General features: G+C 35.8%; 19 protein-coding genes and 1 tRNA gene. 10 read left to right on the top strand and 10 right to left on the bottom strand.

The genetic code is table 11. The features are described 5' to 3' along the window. Positions 1–11: 11 nt before the first annotated feature. Positions 12–1,346 (bottom strand): hypothetical protein, encoded by a 1,335-nt coding sequence (locus C0Q33_RS04330; RefSeq protein WP_101477354.1) that lies wholly within the window; start codon positions 1,344–1,346, stop codon positions 12–14. A gap of 175 nt (positions 1,347–1,521) precedes the next feature. On the opposite strand from C0Q33_RS04330, the gene C0Q33_RS04325 reads away from it, so the two are divergent. Together C0Q33_RS04325 and C0Q33_RS04320 are read left to right on the top strand one after the other, a co-directional pair. Continuing rightward, positions 1,522–2,712 (top strand): AAA family ATPase, encoded by a 1,191-nt coding sequence (locus C0Q33_RS04325; RefSeq protein WP_101477353.1) that lies wholly within the window; start codon positions 1,522–1,524, stop codon positions 2,710–2,712. A 90-nt stretch (positions 2,713–2,802) separates the two neighbouring features. Continuing rightward, the gene (locus C0Q33_RS04320; RefSeq protein ID WP_101477352.1) at positions 2,803–3,522 is read left to right on the top strand and encodes a hypothetical protein; all 720 of its coding nucleotides are present in this window, start codon (positions 2,803–2,805) and stop codon (positions 3,520–3,522) included. A gap of 238 nt (positions 3,523–3,760) precedes the next feature. Here the strand turns inward: C0Q33_RS04320 and C0Q33_RS04315 are convergent, their stop codons facing one another. The 5 genes from C0Q33_RS04315 to C0Q33_RS04295 form a co-directional block, all read right to left on the bottom strand. Beyond that, the gene (locus C0Q33_RS04315) at positions 3,761–5,002 is read right to left on the bottom strand and encodes an ABC transporter permease (protein WP_165776428.1); all 1,242 of its coding nucleotides are present in this window, start codon (positions 5,000–5,002) and stop codon (positions 3,761–3,763) included. Further along, positions 4,992–7,208 (bottom strand): COG1361 S-layer family protein, encoded by a 2,217-nt coding sequence (locus tag C0Q33_RS04310; protein WP_101477350.1) that lies wholly within the window; start codon positions 7,206–7,208, stop codon positions 4,992–4,994. Before C0Q33_RS04310 ends, C0Q33_RS04315 begins: the two co-directional genes overlap by 11 nt. Next, positions 7,195–7,935, bottom strand: coding sequence for an ABC transporter ATP-binding protein (locus tag C0Q33_RS04305; protein ID WP_101477349.1), 741 nt, complete (start codon positions 7,933–7,935; stop codon positions 7,195–7,197). Before C0Q33_RS04305 ends, C0Q33_RS04310 begins: the two co-directional genes overlap by 14 nt. A gap of 190 nt (positions 7,936–8,125) precedes the next feature. Further along, positions 8,126–8,287, bottom strand: a complete 162-nt coding sequence (locus C0Q33_RS09230; RefSeq protein ID WP_165776427.1) for a hypothetical protein — start codon at positions 8,285–8,287, stop codon at positions 8,126–8,128. A gap of 418 nt (positions 8,288–8,705) precedes the next feature. Beyond that, on the bottom strand, positions 8,706–9,128 hold the full coding sequence (locus C0Q33_RS04295; RefSeq protein WP_101477347.1) for a DUF6659 family protein: 423 nt from the start codon (positions 9,126–9,128) through the stop codon (positions 8,706–8,708). 130 nt (positions 9,129–9,258) lie between these two features. On the opposite strand from C0Q33_RS04295, the gene C0Q33_RS04290 reads away from it, so the two are divergent. The 7 genes from C0Q33_RS04290 (at position 9,259) to C0Q33_RS04260 (ending at position 14,388) form a co-directional block, all read left to right on the top strand. Further along, a complete protein-coding gene (locus tag C0Q33_RS04290) occupies positions 9,259–9,591 on the top strand; it encodes a winged helix-turn-helix domain-containing protein (protein WP_245867313.1) in 333 nt (110 codons plus the stop codon). A 37-nt stretch (positions 9,592–9,628) separates the two neighbouring features. After that, positions 9,629–10,156, top strand: coding sequence for a hypothetical protein (locus C0Q33_RS04285; protein ID WP_101477345.1), 528 nt, complete (start codon positions 9,629–9,631; stop codon positions 10,154–10,156). Between the two features lie 127 nt (positions 10,157–10,283). Continuing rightward, positions 10,284–11,030 (top strand): hypothetical protein, encoded by a 747-nt coding sequence (locus tag C0Q33_RS04280; protein ID WP_101477344.1) that lies wholly within the window; start codon positions 10,284–10,286, stop codon positions 11,028–11,030. Positions 11,031–11,103: 73 nt separating this feature from the next. After that, positions 11,104–11,667, top strand: coding sequence for a DnaJ domain-containing protein (locus tag C0Q33_RS09575; RefSeq protein WP_101477343.1), 564 nt, complete (start codon positions 11,104–11,106; stop codon positions 11,665–11,667). A 208-nt stretch (positions 11,668–11,875) separates the two neighbouring features. Then, the gene (gene sufC, locus C0Q33_RS04270; RefSeq protein WP_101477342.1) at positions 11,876–12,652 is read left to right on the top strand and encodes a Fe-S cluster assembly ATPase SufC; all 777 of its coding nucleotides are present in this window, start codon (positions 11,876–11,878) and stop codon (positions 12,650–12,652) included. A gap of 293 nt (positions 12,653–12,945) precedes the next feature. Continuing rightward, a tRNA-Leu gene (locus C0Q33_RS04265) sits at positions 12,946–13,044 on the top strand. 117 nt (positions 13,045–13,161) lie between these two features. After that, complete coding sequence (locus C0Q33_RS04260) at positions 13,162–14,388, top strand: aminotransferase class III-fold pyridoxal phosphate-dependent enzyme (RefSeq protein ID WP_101477341.1); 1,227 nt, start codon at positions 13,162–13,164, stop codon at positions 14,386–14,388. Here C0Q33_RS04260 and C0Q33_RS04255 read toward each other — a convergent pair. Beyond that, positions 14,385–15,638: an acyl-CoA dehydrogenase family protein gene (locus C0Q33_RS04255; protein ID WP_101477340.1), complete on the bottom strand. Its 1,254-nt coding sequence runs from the start codon at positions 15,636–15,638 to the stop codon at positions 14,385–14,387. The two genes, C0Q33_RS04260 and C0Q33_RS04255, sit on opposite strands and share 4 nt — an antisense overlap. A 44-nt stretch (positions 15,639–15,682) precedes the next feature. Continuing rightward, positions 15,683–15,805 carry a hypothetical protein gene (locus C0Q33_RS09570; protein WP_281258821.1) on the bottom strand — a complete coding sequence of 41 codons (123 nt, stop codon included), beginning with the start codon at positions 15,803–15,805 and terminating at the stop codon, positions 15,683–15,685. Between the two features lie 189 nt (positions 15,806–15,994). Here C0Q33_RS09570 and C0Q33_RS04245 point away from each other — a divergent pair, with 189 nt between their 5' ends. Then, positions 15,995–16,621: an HD domain-containing protein gene (locus C0Q33_RS04245; protein ID WP_177996800.1), complete on the top strand. Its 627-nt coding sequence runs from the start codon at positions 15,995–15,997 to the stop codon at positions 16,619–16,621. On the opposite strand, the gene C0Q33_RS04240 is transcribed toward C0Q33_RS04245, so the two are convergent. Together C0Q33_RS04240 and hemB are read right to left on the bottom strand one after the other, a co-directional pair. Continuing rightward, positions 16,618–16,929: a hypothetical protein gene (locus C0Q33_RS04240; protein WP_101477339.1), complete on the bottom strand. Its 312-nt coding sequence runs from the start codon at positions 16,927–16,929 to the stop codon at positions 16,618–16,620. The genes C0Q33_RS04245 and C0Q33_RS04240 overlap by 4 nt on opposite strands. Continuing rightward, on the bottom strand, positions 16,926–17,906 hold the full coding sequence (gene hemB / locus C0Q33_RS04235) for a porphobilinogen synthase (RefSeq protein ID WP_101477338.1): 981 nt from the start codon (positions 17,904–17,906) through the stop codon (positions 16,926–16,928). Before hemB ends, C0Q33_RS04240 begins: the two co-directional genes overlap by 4 nt. Between the last annotated feature and the right edge of the window lie 22 nt (positions 17,907–17,928).

Genomic DNA, 17,928 nt, shown 5'->3' with positions numbered 1-17,928 from the left:
GAAATTTTTCTTCACTTTATGATTAGATTTGATTCCTTTTGTTTGATTATCTTTCCTAGTGTTATAGTATCAAGAGTTGAACGAATTTTTCCTTGCTTAATTTTATTATTCCATTCTCGTACTTTGGCAAACTTGTCTCCATCTCCAATTATTTTTGTAGCCAAAACAGGATTGTTTGACCACCATGAAATTGCAGTCTGGATTACATATTGTAAATCATTATCAGATATGATTGGCCAATGCTGACTCAATACATTCTCAAGTGGCAAATCTAAAAGACCTAATCTTTTTTTGATCATAAATAAAATTTCTATAAACCTAGGCGGATCTTCAAGTGCAGATACAGATATTCGTACCATATTTCCATCTTGAGCACTTTTATCATTGTCTACAAATATTATCTTGACCAAACCGCGAGTACCTGAAATAGTCAGTTCGTCTTTTCCAGATTCAATCTTACCACTCATCTCTTTAACAATATCCAGCATGACTTGAAGTCGATCCTTTTGTATCTCTTCAAGTGGTATAGGAGTATCAGATTTTTTATCAGATAATGTAGTTATGGTTTCAGAGGATTTTATCAGATCAATCTTGATACAGCCTAGTACAGTTTTTACCAACTCAAAATCATCACTTTCAAATATCAAAGTATCAGGAATTCTCTTATCCACAGTTGCCAATCTTCGCAAGACATTGAAAATCTCATCTGGTGTATTGGGTAACTGATTTTGTTCAATAAATCCACGTTTACCTTCACCATCAGATTTCCAGGAAGCTGCTATTGGCTGGGCAATTGTAGATACAATATTGTATACCGCACGTTTCTCCATAGGTGCAAGCATTGGAGTTGAATCATTCAGATAAGTACGAAAATAAGTTGTTCCTTCAAAACTTGAACATTTGAGTACGTTGCCAAGATTTACTTTGACATAGAATTTTTCTTTCTTTGTTTCAACTTTTATGGGAGTCCAGTCTCGCGATTTAGGATCAAACTCTTCCCAGGTTTCTGGACTAGGAAGTTCGACTTGTTTTTCTTCCCCAAGTTTTCTTACATCTGGCTTGTAAAGCCTTGTTATAGTTTTTACATGATCTTCTAATGTATGAACCGTAATTGCCATTCCCCACAATGAATCAAGAAATTCCTTTCGTTTTTCAGAATCCATAACAAGTGTCCAACGTTTCTCGACGGATCTGGGTCTAATCTCTAGCCTATTGAGAACTTTATCCAGCCTTGATTTTTGTGAAAATTGTAACGAAATGATTTTTGTAAATTCATTCTTGTATGTCTCACATAGATTCGGTCTTCCTTTCTGAAAGCAAATATCACAAAATTCAAGCGGTTCCAAATTATATCTCAAATAGTAATCATAATTGGGTATTATAATAGATATCAGATAGATAATCAATTAATCAAAAATAAAAGCAAAGAAAAAATCGCTTTAACTAATTTAACTAATAGCACCATACGATTTCACAGTAACGCATACCTTGGAAATCATTGAATGTAATAGTGATATCATCATGAGCGAAGCTGCACTAGCATTAGAAGATGTAGCTGGCAAATATGCAGCTGAGGCAATAAAGCAAGACAACCAAGGTGCTAGAGGCATTGCGATTACTAATTATCAGAGAGCTATTGAGGCACTAACAAGACTAATCCATCTTTTTCCAGATAATACTTTGAATGCCGTTTATCAACAACATTGTGAACAGTACCAGAAGAGAATAGGCGAGTTACAATCTTCGCCTGATAATTCATCTCCAAACGAAAATTCTGGCAACAACGGTTCATCTCAAGGTAACTCCAATCAAACAGTTTCTAACAACAATCTTGAAAACATGATATTAAAAGAAAAACCAAATGTCAGTTGGAAGGAAGTAATAGGCCTAGAGGATGTCAAGACAGCACTACGCGAAGCCATCGTATATCCTGCCAGAAAACCAGAACTCTTCACACTGGGTTGGCCAAGAGGAATTCTTCTATACGGACCTCCAGGATGTGGAAAAACAATGCTTGCTGCAGCAACTGCCAGTGAGATTGCAGGTTATTTCATAAATGTCGATGCAGCTTCAATGATGAGTAAATGGCTAGGTGATGCTGAAAAAAATGTATCCAAGCTATTTCACATGGCACGGGATTCTTCTAAAAAAGAAAATGTACCAGTTATAATGTTAATTGATGAGGTAGACTCGCTCCTTGGAAATTCGCAGAATGAGAACGGTGGAGAGATTAGAGTAAAGAACCAGTTCCTTACAGAAATGGATGGAATAAATGACAAGGGAAAAAATCTTCAAACTTATGTTATTGCAGCTACTAACAAGCCTTGGAAATTAGATTGGGCGTTTCTTAGAAGATTTTCAAAAAGAGTATACATACCACTGCCAGCACTAGAAGCAAGAGAAAGTCTCTTTTCAATATATTTATCAAAACTAAAAAAAGATGCTTCAGTAAATTCATTAGAACTTGGTCAATTAACAGATGGGTATAGTGCAAGTGACGTAAAAGACATCTGTCAATCGGCACAGCTATCTGTAATAGATGAATATTTCAGTGTAGCAGATGCAAAAGGGGATAAAGATCTTACACATGTCAAACTGCGAGATTGTACCATGGATGATTTTAAGAAGATCATTAAAAAAAGAAAACCTAGTGTTAATCAAGGAATGATTCAAGAGTATTCAAACTGGACTAAAGACTTTAGCGCACTATAATTTTATTTTACACATTAATTTTTGATCGTGTTAGTTTCAAGAATCATCAGTAACATTGTTCATTGACAATGTGCCACAATTCTTTATTTAATGAACATCGTAGAAGCTGCAATGAATGCGAAAGGTATGACAAAGAATAAAGCTGTACTTGCCATGATTCTAGGGATAGTCATTTTTACTTCAACGGGATTGTCAGGAGCATATGGTCAGTATCAACAACCACAACAAGGAAACGTGGGAGCTCAAACTCATACACATATCGGTCACCATCATAGAGGAACTCCAATGAGTACCACTGGATACAACATGACTTCATTTAATCATGGTAATAACCAAAGATGGCTTTCTCATAACATGACTTCGTCTAGTCAGAATAATGTTCAAGGAGGATTCCCACAAGGCAATACCAACTATAACATGACATCATTCAATCATGACAATAATCAAAGATGGGTTTCACACAACATGACTGGGTTTAATCATGACAATAATCAAAGTGCATTTTCACAAAATATGACCAGATACAATACAACTAGCAGTAACATCTCCATTCCTTCATGGGTAAAGAGCACTGCAAAGTATTGGTCACAAGGACAGGTTAACGATACGGACTTTGTAGGAGGATTACAATACATGATACATACAGGAGTTATTCAAATACCTACAACACAAGTCAGTTCTGAAAACACTAATCACATTCCTAGCTGGATCAAAAATAATGCAAAATGGTGGGCAATAGGTCAAATGTCAGATGCAGACTTTGTCAAAAGTATCCAATACCTGATTAGTGCTGGCATAATCAAACCATAAAATCACTATTAATATTGATACACTTTAAAAATTCTAATAATTACATATTTTAATTTTCAAGGTTCAAAAGAAAACTTGCCATAAAAATCAAGATTCGAGACTGGTAACAGAATAACCATAGTTTGTCATATAACCTAATCACAATAAGAAAAGAATTTTATGAAAATTTGATTGTGAATAAATTTTAGTTTGTAAAAGTCCTAATCGTTTAGATTAAATTTTAAAAACAAACTAAATTTTATTCTCTTCTTAATGCAACCATTGGAGAAAGCTTTGATGCCTTCCATGCAGGATACATTCCTGCCAAAACACTTAGTCCCAAAGAAAGTAACCAAACTTTAATCAAATCTGTAGGAATATAGATTGGTGGTATGTGAACAGGTGCGCCTCCTCCAGTAGGAGTGGTGGTTGTAAGGATACCTAATAGGACACCTGCAACCATGCCAATTGCCATCCCTGAAGAAGCACCAATTATGCCAATCAGAGCAGCCTCAACTAGGAATAGCGCAAGTATTTCGGCATTCTGAGCCCCTATTGCCTTCATTGTACCTATCTCACGAATTCTTTCTGTAACAGAATTGTATAACGTAGTAACAATACCAACTGCACCTACAACAAGTGCGATAATTCCAACCATTAGAATAAAAGCTGCGTTTCCGCTTGCAGCTTGCTGCCTTACTGCCATAAGTGCTTTAGGAGTTGTAGCACCAAGAGTTTTTCCAAACATACTAGTAATCTCTTGCTGTACAGTATCAACATCATCTGGAGTAGTTGCAGTAATTATTAGTTGATCATACTTGTTTTGTTTGTGCAGTAATTCATTGCCGGCATCGAGATTTATAATGACTGAACGATCAATTCCAGTATTACCAGACGGTTTTAGGATTCCTGAAACTATGTAATTTTTTATTACTGTATGTGATCCACTTGAATCAGAATAAGTTGAAGTTGTCTTGATTGTTTCTCCAAGAGTGACAAAAGCGGTATCTGCACCAGGCGGATTTACTATCGTATCTCCCACTAATGCCGCTGATCGATCTCCTGCACGTATTGTAGAACCATCAATATATTGGACATTTGGCAGTTCGACAGACAATTTTGATGGATCAATTGCAGTAATGGAAGCACGCTGAACGTTTCCCTGTGAATTCATTTGTACAGAACCTGTATACTCAGGTATAACATCCGATACATTTGGAAGGGTCTTGAGTTTTTGTACAATGACATCATTGATGGTTATAGAATTACTTGTGGAAGTTGCATAGGAGCTAAGGGAACGTTGTCCACTACCTACAAAAAGAACATTAGCTGCTAATGTGTTAAATTGTTGTTCTAAGAAGGCAGCCTGACCTGCACTTAGACCATTTAATACCACAACAAGACTGCTACCAAGTACAACCATTAAAATTGTAAGTAGTGTTCTTACCTTTCTATCAACTAGTGCCTCAAATGACAGTAAAAAAAGATCTCTAGGATTCATTTTCTTTCTTTTTGGTATCATCAAATATCGATACTATGTCAGTATCCCCCTGTGTTACCATCTTTAGTTTTTTCTTTGCTAATTTTTTCTTTCTAACCAGGAATGCAATCACTACTGCCACTGCAACAATTATTCCAATAGTTACTGGTTCTGGTAGAGGTATTTGATTAAGTATCGGTATCTGACTGAGTATAGAACCAGAGTGGGTAGCTGTAGGGGTTTGACGAGCTTTTGAAATAGCTACGGTTCCATTTACAATCACAGTGTGAAAGACCTTCAGGTCATCAGCATATACTACCTTGAATGCTACCACATACATTCCAGATGGTATTGAACTAACTCCTCTACTAAGCGGTACACTGATTGGGATTGGCGAATCTGGTGAAAGATCACCTATGAATTGTTGCGATGAACTTGCTGCTCCGCCTCCTCCAGAGCGTCCTGCGCCTCCGCCAGTACCTCCTCCAGAGTATCCTTGTCCACCTGTGCCTCCGGCTCCACTACCTCCAGAGTATCCTTGTCCACCTGTGCCTCCGGCTCCACTACCTCCAGAGTATCCTTGTCCACCTGCGCCTCCTTGTCCAGATGGTGTAGATGAATGAGTTTGATTATTTGTTGAATTTGCAAGTCTTGCAGCTCTCATTGCATCCAAAAGTGGGGATGGTGCAAGTTGAACCGTTGTAAACAATGCAGTTGTACTACCTTGATTGAGCAAGTTACCCACTATGCTAGAAGTTCCACCAGTAGTAGTTGCAGATAGACCATATACTTGGAGCTTGATGTCACCTACAACAAATGCACCCAAGGTAAGGGAATTTGTTTGAGATTGACCTTTTGAAACATAATTAGCAGTTAGTGTAAACGAAGTTGGAGTATTAATTAATGAAGTTGCTGCAAATACCTTAGTTGAGAGTACTTGTCTATCTCCTGGTTGCAAGTTTTGTATTGTCCAAGTAGAAGTTCCAACAATAGAGACAGAAGTTGATTGTGGTACGAGATTTATAATTACATTAGACATTGTATTATTACCATTATTGGATACAGTAAAATCAAGATCATCCAAATTTCCTGAAACAATTACAGGAGTGGATTGATTTCCAAGATATGATAAAGTAATAGATTCTGGTGGATTAGGAGATATGACAAGACCTGTGACAACATCAGCGGTTAAAAGCTTGCCCCATGCATTTTGATAACTGATTAGTAGTTCTACCTGCTGGGTAGATCCACTTGCACCAGTTCCTGGATAAACAGTTGTACTTATCACAGCTTGTGAGTTTGCATGGATGGTTCCAATGTTGAAAGTACTAGGTCCAAGATTAACAATATTTGTGGTAGTTGAAGACAATGTAATTGCTCCTCCGCTAGAAGAACTTCCAGTAGCACCTTTAGACTGTCCAAGATTTGCAATTGTAGCAACAACTCCGGTTGCATCAGCAGAACCCTTGTTTTGAATTACTATATCTATAGGACTTTTAGTTTGTGGTGCAATTTCTGAATTGGTAATTGATGCATCCATTATTACCTTACCAGGAAGAACAAGCGGTACGTTAAGCAGTGCAGAGGTACATTGTTGTCCAACTACTCCCACTTGTACATAATTTGCAACAACAGTTGTAGCATGAGTACCCACCGCGGCAGTAGGTAGTACATTTATGTTAAAATACATAGTAAATGACCCTCCAACTGGTATTTGGCCATAATAATTTGCGATGGCGGGAGTAATTGTAACACGTCCTGCTTGATAGTGTTGTTCAAGCAATTGAGGATTTGCACTTTCTCCTGTAGGTGTAAATCCTGATGGAAGATTAAGATAAGCAGTAACAGATTCTATGGGAAAATTTGAATTTCTGTTTGTCATGACCACCGCAAAAACTGAAGGTCCTTCACCTGGACCTATTTCTTTTTTGACAGGATTGCTAGTAATGTCGGTGGTTGAAGATGTTCCTTGATCTACCCAATACGAGTCTACAACTACAGGGCCTGCATAAGTGGCATCAAGGATAGTAGTAAGAGGTGCAAAACAATCCTGTGTTTGTTGTACTGACAAGCTACCTCCTGTTGCTGCGGTAGTGGTTACCTGTCCATATGCATTAAAAGATGAAATCATAGTAGGTGCAAAAAGCATCAGGATTAAAATTGGAATTACAACTTTGACTGCAAGTTTTCTTGAGAAAAACTTGGTAAAAGATTTAGTGGTAGACATCTTTTTCTATTCTCCCATCTCTTAGTAATATAGATCTATCACTTTTTTCAGCAAGTTCCGGATTGTGAGTAACCATTATTATAGTACGTTTGAATTTGTGTGAAAGATTTTTCAGCATGGCAAACACGTCATCACCAGTCTTTGTATCTAGGTTTCCAGTAGGTTCATCAGCTAAAATTATAGATGGGTTATTTATCAAGGAACGAGCTATAGCAACTCTTTGTTGTTGTCCACCACTAAGATTTACCGGTTTTTGGTCTTTCTTATCATCTATACCAAGTGCTTCTAGAATTTTCATGGCACGAAAGTTTGCAATATCATGTGACATACCAGCAATAAGTCCGGGAAGTTTTACATTTTTCAGGACAGTTGTTCTATTGATAAGATTAAACGATTGGAAAATAAATCCAATTCGTTCATTTCTCAAGGTAGCAATCTCAGAATCATTCATAGAGAACATATCTATACCATCAACAGAGATTTTCCCTCTAGTAGGCCTATCAAGTGCACCAATCATATTAAGAACAGTAGATTTTCCACTTCCAGACGGTCCCACAATTGATACAAATTCACCTTTTTGAATAGTAAAACTCACATTATCCAATGCAACAACTCTTCCTGCAGAAGTATCATAGATCTTTGAAAGATTCTCAACTTTTAGAGCATGTGAATCATCAGATCCGGTTTCAGTATTTTTTTTAGATACTAAATTTTGTTTATTACTCATAATCAATTCCTTTTAGATTCATATCTTAATCCCTCAATATTAATAAATTCATTAAAGTAAATATTTCCAAAGTATGCGATATCATGATATTTTAGTTAATTTTTTTACATAAAACACTTGTCAAACCTTGTTCAAGAACATTGTTAGTGAAGATTAAGATGATTTTCAAATAAGGAAATAAGATATACGCCTAATACGGTTTGAAACATTCCAGATGAAAATATTTTGGAGGTCTTGCTCCAATTCGTAATACCGTGTCGCCTTCCACAAATCCAAGAGCACATTTTCTACACTTGTTATTTCCAAATGTATCAAGTCTTGCAACATCTTTGGGTTCTAGTTTAATCTGCATTATTTTGATCTCCCTTTCTAAAAAGATCGTACAATAAGAAAATTCCTTGATTATAATATAATGTGTCCCCCAAAAAATTTTTAAAAAACATGTATTAATTATCCCAATACCATTTTTGCCTAAATCCATCATGTTTTGTCGGATGTACAACTTTTGAGTGACGCTCTAATCTGATAATATCACTAAATTGCATTTTGTGTATTTTACATTGAAAGTCTTTTTCTTTATGAAACATTATATTTTTCACATCTCATTTGTTAGCAAATTAGTGCGAGTTAGGCAATACCCAGTGTTTTTTAGATCTAATAACAGCATATCAGAAAATACAATTATTCCAAATCGTTTTGTTTTAGTGACCAAATCTATTACCAACATTGAAATTCATAATTGATGATCTGTGGGATTTTTGCATATAATTTTAATCCTTTTTGACAATTTTTTCTTCCAAGAGTTTTAGTATAAAAAACGGAATTTTTAAAAAATCTAAATCTTTTTCGGCGGTGATGCATAACATTTGGGTCTCCAATGGAAAGATTATAGATATTGAGTTTTGCCCATATGAAATTGTGAAATTTACTGGTCCAAGCTGGTCATCGTGTACTCTACGCATACGTACTCCTAATGCAGTTTCCATTAACAAGATCTCTAGGTCTTTGGGATCGATGAAAACTTTCAATCCTTTTCTCTTATTTTCGGCAAGCAGTTTTCCCTTATCAGTAATGATTCCGACAAATCTAATTTTAGGATCTAAATTAAGGATCTCATTGCAAAAAGATTCAAGTCTTTCTTGAGAAAAATTTTTTTGACTAGTGTTTTGAACTGATTGCATATCAAATTCCATATCTAAGAATCATTAATTTCAGATAAAACACTTATCAAACTTTGTTCAGTAACATTGTTACTGAATGGCAAATGCTGCTGAAAATACAACTTTTGGCCCAAATAAAATAATTACGAATAAAGATTAATACTTGACTGATACCGCATCAAACTATAACTTGTCACACGAATATAGAGATAGAATTTACATACGAAAAGACATTATTTTAAAATTAACAGAGCATGGTGAGCTCAATCAGACATCACTTCTCAGCTATTGTGGCTTGAATTTAATGAAACATAAAGACATTCTTGAAAGCCTTGAGAAAAAAGGCTTCATAGATAGGGCCGAGCAGGCATGGGGAAATAAAAAGATAATAAAATACTCAGTGACTCAAAAGGGACGGGAGTTTTTCAAATTAATTTTAGAGCCATATGAGGATATGTTTCCTAGGAAGGAGAGACACGTTGAAGAACAAAGTTAGCGAAGCATTTTTAATGCAAATAGGGGAAATCTAGTAAATGTCAGAGCCTGAGAACAATTCTCCTAAAAAAGAGAAAATGCCAGAAGACAAAGACGAGGGAAGAAAATCTGACAATATTTTAAAAATTTTAGACGAACTTTTAGCTCATACTAACAGGTCAAGACGGTTATTTCTGACTTTTATTGCAACCGCATTATTTTTTGGACCTGCCGCAATAATACTAGGAGGAATTTTACTCGAACATCCTGATTACAGTATAAGACAATTAGAAACACAGCAAGGAAGTGGAAATGAACTTCGTCACATTCCACCAGGAGCACACCTTCAACTAGTTGATCAAAATGGCACGGTCATAAGGGAAGTACCTACAGGGCAAGCAAACCGTACTCATACTACATCCATATTTTTAGGATTACGGGTATTCATAATAATCTCAATAATATTTGCTGTAATCCTATTGCTTATAGCAATTAAGGAGTACAAATTCTTTGTACATTGGAGCAAGCGATTCACCAAATTCAAATCACTCCAAGATAAAGTAGACAAAGAATTAGGCGATGAATAGTACTAAAGACCAAAGACTGTAAAATCATCATAGGAAAAAGGATTAAGCAGTAAGAAAATTGAAAGGTTCTAGCATCAAGAACTTTGTTAACTAATACATAAATATCTCTGAAAAATAATTGAGTATATTGAAACCCATTTTACTTTTAGGATTAATTGCTGTAGTGTTTGTTACAAGTATGATATTTGCGACACAAGCTAGTGCACAATCCCCAGTACAAGGAGGTCAAGGATACCAAGGTGGAAATGGAACTGGAAGTCAACACCAATTCCAGGGTACACATACTCCTGTAAATGGCACTTATACCAATTCTAACTTTGGAGTACAGATAACACTTCCAGATGGATGGAGTGGTTTTGAGATGAAATCAACTTCAGGAAGTACTAGAGTAATGATAGCACCAGGAGGATATCAATCAACGCAGGGAGCCCCACGTCCACCAATTACAATTAGCATGTCCATGACCCCAATTAGTTCAACAACTTCTCAATATACGATGAGAACCATGCAGGGATTAACATGTACTAATTCTACATCAACTAATACTGTCAACGGTTTGAATCTTAACGTGTTAACAAAAGACTGTACAGGGACAGATTCTAATGAGAATCCTATTGAAATGAAATCCAAGGCTGAGACGACTCAAACAGGTTCGGCAAATATCATGCTAAGTTATAGAGCAAACTCTTCTTCAGGGTATGATTCCCAAGTTGCAGCTTTTGACAGCATGGTTAACACTCTTCAGATTTCAAGCCCTTCACAAGCACCCGCCGTACCAGAATTTCCAGTTTCCATCATAGGATTGGTTGTTGCAATAATGGTAGGAGCAGTTGTAGTACTTGGAAGAGTAAAGATGATTCCAAGCAACATCTAAGATTCTAGTTTACAAATATACCAAGAAAAATGCGATCAAACTTTATTAAAACGGATCAAGTAATATCTAATCATTGGACAGTAGTCAGTGTTACAAATTACTTGGCGTGAGCGAAGGCGCACCCATAAATGAGATAAAGGATGCATATCGTAGACTTGCCTTAGAATATCATCCTGACAAAAATACATCTGCAAAAGACGGTGTAAAATTCAAAATGATAGCCGAGGCGTATCATACCCTACGTGTAAAAAATAGCTCATATACCAGGGTAAACGACGCAACAAAATATCACACCATGAATAAAAGTCATCAATATGAAAAAGATAGTTTTCTAGATTGGCTAAATTTTCTTTGCTATAAAATAGATCACAGGTATGTAAAATATGTAAGAATAATCTTCTTTTATTATCTCAAGTACGAACCAACCTTGTTTGAATACAGTGACAAAATAGAGAAAAAGGCATTCGTCTTGACACATCGTTCAATAGAATTTTTCCGACACGAATGTGTAAGAATTATTTTTAGAATCATGGCATTGTCTTCAAAATCAATCCACATACCTTTAACCACAAAGGAGTTTAATTTTTCAGTGATGCTGTTTTCCTTTAAGAATCATCTGAAGACTAAAGAAAGATAGTGTAAACATATTACGCCAAGAATGCCACAACACTTGGAAAACCTCTCCAACATACACCAAATACAAATCATTCAAAGACAATCAGTAGTCAGTAAGATACATTTTGAATCACTTACGTATGATAAGATCATTCTAAATTCTTAGAATTAGAATTAGCGCTAGCTAATTTTTTGTTAGCTTATATATCCAAAATCATCTTGTAAAGATAATGGCAACACTTGAGATTAAAGATCTTCACGTACAAAGAGACGGTAAAGAAATTCTCAAGGGAGTAAATCTCAAAACAGGTCCAGGCGAAGTTCATGCCATCATGGGACCAAACGGATCTGGTAAGAGTACTTTATCATATACGATTTTAGGTCATCCAAAGTATGAAGTTACAAAAGGAGATATTTTACTAGATGGAGAAAGTATACTTGGTCTTTCCCCTGATGAAAGAGCAAAGAAAGGATTGTTCTTGGCATTTCAATATCCAACAGAAGTTTCGGGGGTAGGTTACTCACATTTTCTAAGAACGGCATACAATGCATTAAGCAAGTCACTTGGAGATGAAAAAAGAGAAGTTTTTCTTACAGTCAGAGAATTTCAAAACTATCTGAAGAAAAATCTTGATGAAGTAGGACTAAAACATGATTTCTTATCAAGATACCTCAATGAAGGATTTTCGGGTGGAGAGAAAAAAAGATCAGAGGTTTTACAGATGGCAGTATTACAGCCAAGAATATCCATTCTTGATGAACCAGATTCAGGTTTAGATATTGATGCAGTACAAGCAGTAGCAAAAGCCATCAGTTCAGTCTCAAGAAAAGATGCCACAGTAATTGTCATCACCCATTATGCAAGAATTCTAAAATTCCTAGACAAGCTTGATTTTGTTCATGTAATGGCACAAGGAAAGATGATCAAAGAAGGTCCAAAAGAGCTTGCCGATGAATTGGAACAGAAAGGCTATGCGTGGCTTGGAATTCAAGAAACTACAGAATAAAGAACTTCTTATATTATTAGTCTAAAATTTCTCACATCGGTATACAAACATTATTTTTTTAATCCATACATATGCAGACAAGTAGTCAATCCAAATCAAGTGAGTTTTACACGAATTGTATGAGATATTTTGAAGCATTAAGAAAGACTGGAAAACAGGATTTTGGTTTTGAAGATGAATTTTTCTATACCATGCCTGCCATGTCAGAGAAAATTGCAAGCGAGCAGTAAAAGCAATCAAAAATCAATACAGTCACGGTTTCAGTTATATATTCAGTATAGTGATCTCTCGTTGCAGAGGTACCGAAGCCCGGTCAACCGAGAGGGACTCAAGATCTTCTATAAGATATCCCTTCCCTTAGGGGTTCGTGGGTTCAAATCCCACTCTCTGCATTTTTCTTTTTTTCTCTTCTCTGTCTCTGTTTACGATTTAGTTCATCATATCCTCTGTGATTTTCACCCATGGTGGTACATGCTAGTGTTTATTAGAAAATTTTTCCATATCATGCTATGGAGAAGATAGAGACAAGGGACAAAATACCAGGGCCAAAAGCCAGGCGTATTATTGATACCATGAAAAAGCATGCTTATGATTCAACATTCATGTATTCGTTGGTTGTTTCACATGGACACAATTGTATCATCGAAGATGTAGATGGTAACAAGTATCTTGATTTTACATCCAACATAGGAGCTTGTCCTTTAGGATATTCACATCCAGATATTATAGAAATACTTGCAGCATATTCATCAAATGGGACATACAAGATTGCAGGTCAGGATTTTTACTGCCAAGAACATGCCGATCTTGCAGAAAATATTTCAGCCATATTGCCTGCAGGTTTTAAGACGTTTTTCATAAATAGTGGTGCAGAAGCTGTTGAGAATGCAATAAAGATTGCATATAGAAAGAAAGGTCCACTTCCTGGAATTTCGTGTACCGGTGCATTTCATGGAAGGACATTAGGTGCTCTTAGTTTTACACATAGTAGACCTGTGCAGAAATATAATTTTCCAGAATTTCCATCAAAAAGAATCAAGTTTTGCATAAAAGATGACGATGTAGAAATTGACGCCGCAGAAAATCTATTAAAAGAGAATAAAATTGCATTCATCCTAACTGAAATAATCCAAGGAGAAGGAGGTTACAATGTCGCAAGTAAAAAATTCATTTCAAATCTGAGAAAATTTGCAACAAAGTATGGAGTCCCATTAATATTGGATGAAGTTCAATCTGGAATAGGTCATACTGGCAAGTGGTGGGCCTTTGAGCATTATGGAATCAAACCAGACATCATGAGTACTGCAAAGGCATTACAGATAGGAGCTACTGCATATGACAAAAAGTTTGATCCAGGACAAAGATCAGTGTTATCAAGTACATGGGGAGGAGGAAATAGAATTGACATGGCAGTTGGCTCACGAGTAATAGAGGTAATAAAACGAGACAAGTTATTAGATAATGCAACAAAGATGGGCAACATGCTTAGAAAAGGTTTGACAGAGATGACTGGAAAAAAAGGCGTAGTAGATGTAAGGGGATTAGGCTTGATGGTAGGAGTTGAATTTGATACAACATTACACCGTGACAAAAAACTTACCGAATTATTCAAACATGGTTTGTTGACTCTCGGAGCAGGTCAAAAATCAATGAGAATTATACCTCCACTCATAATTACAAGAGAGCAGATACATGAAGGCCTAGAGATTATGCACCAAGTATTGATGAAAAGCTAGTATGCAGTATATTTGTCACCCATCTCAAGTGATGCTATTTTGAGTTTTAGCACTTCGTTTGCCCCTTCGTAGATTACAATTGCCCTAGAATCAAGAAAATGTCTTGCTACTCTGCTTGTTTTCTGATATCCATAAGAGCCAAAGACCTGAACTGCCCTATTTGCACAGTCAAATGCAGCGTTTGTTGCGTGCAACTTGGCAATAGCGGCAAGCCTATCAACCCTATTTCGCAGTGAAGAATATTCCTTGTTTTCTCGATCAAGTAAAGATAGCCAATTTACATCGTTTTCTTTGAGGTTTTCTACATAATCATGGAGTTTTTGCCTTGCTGCCCCTGCACGATATACTAGCCATCTGGAACTTTCTATGTTTACAATCATTGTAGCAAGGTGTTCCTGAATTAGTTGTTTTTTTGCAAGAACAGAACCATGTTGTTCTCTTTTTTGCGAGTATGTTATTGATTCATCAAGGCAATCTTTCATTACTCCTACAGCGCCTGCAGCTACACTCAATCTTCCATCAATTAATGCACTAAATGCAACACTAAGACCATTTCCAATTTTCCCAAGAAGATTTTGTTTTGGAACTAAACAATTTTCAAAAGTAATCTCTGCATTTTTCACCGTAAGCAATCCCATTTTGTTATGCATCTCTTCTGCGTGAAATCCCTCGGAGTTTGTATCTACTATAAACGCAGAAATTTTTCCGTCAGTTCCTCTCGCATATGTTGTTATAACTTTAGCAAATGTCCCATTTCCCACCCAATGTTTTACTCCATTTAGAACATAATTATCTCCACGTTCTTCAAATTTTGTCGAAGTCTTACCAGGATCACTTCCTGCATCTGGCTCTGTTAGTGCAAAACCCATTATACTATTACCAGTAGTGGCATTTGAAAGATACTTCTTTTTTTGTTCCTCATTTCCCCAGTTTTGTATCACCATTTGACCAATTGATATATGCGCAGAGAAAAAGGTACGAAGTGAATTTCCTTCTTGTCCTATTCTTTCCATCGCAAACAAATATGTTAAAATATCATATCCAAGACCTCCATATTTTTTCGATATAGGACATCCAAGCATACCTATTTCTCCAAATTCAGGAATTACTCGGTCATTTGATTTTTCATCTAGATAACATTTTGTTTCATGATCTCTAATTGATTTACAAACTCTATCTATCTTATCAAGAAAAATTTTTTGCTCTTCTGATACTTCAAAATTCATCTTGGAAATATTTGAGTATGACATTTATCTATCCAGTTATCTCCAAGGATATTATTTCATTTGAGTTTCTATACTTTTACTATTTGAATCTCTCGAACATTATGTTTTGAAAGATCCTCATGTAAAGCAGCGTGGGATTCATCAGTAAAGGTCAAATTGCACCTATAACACTTCCACGCTTTAGTACTCATGGGAACCATACGTGAATTTAATTAATAAGGATATTGGATTATTGTTCTATTTTTTGATATAACAAGGTTTCTAGGATCCAATTACTTGAAATATTTCCCAAATTCAACAACATTTCTTGAATTTTTCTTCACACTATAACTAGAAAGACATTTCGATAACTTCAATTTATAAAAATGTAATTAATTCTAATGACCAAATTGAAATTAGAAAAATTAAAGGAATATGTAAAAAAAGAGATAGAAAATGATACCGCACATGACTTTGAGCATGTTATGAGAGTGCTTAAGAACGCAACAATAATTGCAAGAAAAGAAAAATCAGACATGGTATTGATTACTGCTTCTGTGTTATTGCACGACATAATCTCTTACCCAAAATCTGATCCTCGTTCAAAAAATTCTTCTCTAGAGAGTGCAGAAGAATCAAAAAAGATTTTAAAAAAATACAATTTTACCCATGATGAAATTAAAATCATTTCTGATGCTATTAGAGATCATAGTTTTTCAAGAGGAGTTGTTCCTCAAACAGTGGAAGGTAAAATATTGCAAGATGCTGATAGATTAGATGCATTAGGATCAATAGGAATAGCAAGAGCATTTGCAGTAGGCGGTGCTGAGAACAGACCATTTTACAATAAAGATGATCCATTTTGTAAGAAGCGCTCTCCAGATGACAAGAATTGGACATTAGATCACTTTTACAAGAAACTTTTACTTTTAGAAAAAACAATGAACACGAAGACTGGAAAAATAATGGCAAGAAATAGAATTAAAATAATGAAAAATTTTCTGGATGAATTAAAAAAAGAGATCTAGCCATAGTCGACATATCTTTTGTATCTCGTTTCAATTTCAGGATTATTACCAGTTAGAATTTTTCTAATTTCATCTTCATGCTTTTCTTTGATATAGCCAATTATTTCTTTGAAATTTTCTTCCTCTGGAAATGCGTTAGTAAGGGGAACTAGCATCTTAAAATATTCAGCTACTTTTTCTCTGAATTCTTCTTTTGTAGGTCTTCTTCTCTTGTTCATCCTAAACCAAATTGATGCCCAGCTTGCACCAACTACATGTGGTAGTAGATCATATGCACGAGTTATCTCAAATGATTGGTCTTCTCTCATCTCTGATTAAGTGCTTTTGCTGCACCCTTTGAGAAATATGTTACTATCATATCTGCGCCAGCACGTTTGATTGCAGTAAGAATTTCAAGTGTCACCTCTGTTTCATCAACATATCCTGCCATAGCTGCCGCCTTGACTAGAGCATATTCTCCTGAGACGCTGTATGCAGCTATAGGTATGTTGAATTTTGCTTTAGTCCTATAGATCAAGTCAAGATAGGCAAGTGCGGGTTTTATCATAACAATGTCTACACCTTCTTGTATGTCAGTTTCAACTTCACGCATGGCTTCTTTTGGATTAGTGTATGGTAATTGGTAGGTCTTTCTATCTCCAAACTGTGGAGCAGAATGTGCCATATCTTTGAAAGGAGAATATAATGAAGAGCGATGTTTTGCAGAGTGTGACATTATTGCAACATCGTGAAAACCAGCATCATCCAGACCTTGTCTTATTGCTTTTACTTGTCCATCCATCATAGCAGAAGGAGATACGACATCTACCCCAGATTGAGCTTGACTTACTGCAATTTTTGCCAATGTTTCAAGACTGGAATCATTATCTATCTTATCTCCTTTAACGAGCCCACAATGACCAGAACTAGTATACTGACAAAGACAAACATCAGCCATGATCGCAATATCATTTCCAAGATTCTTTCTAATTTCAGAAATTGTTTTTTGTACGATTCCATTCGGGGTAAAAGCTGATGTACCGTGATCATCTTTCTGAGTAGGTATTCCAAATACCATTACTGCCGGAATTTTCAATTCTGCAATTGAATTTACTTCGTTTGTCACATCAGATAACGCAAGTCTCTCCATGCCAGGCATTGAACTACCAGGGATTTTTGATTTTAGATCCTCTTGGACAAAAATTGGACATATTAGATCCTTTGGGGAAAGTCTTACTTCTTCTAAAAGCTCCCTAATTTTACCAGTTTTTCTAAGACGTCTTAGTCTTAAATTAGGAAAAGACATTAGATAAAATACCTTTTTTTAG

Origin of the sequence: Candidatus Nitrosotalea bavarica, assembly GCF_900167955.1 — an archaeon.
Taxonomy (GTDB): domain Archaea; phylum Thermoproteota; class Nitrososphaeria; order Nitrososphaerales; family Nitrosopumilaceae; genus Nitrosotalea; species Nitrosotalea bavarica.
This window is presented reverse-complemented; position numbering and strand designations above follow the sequence as displayed.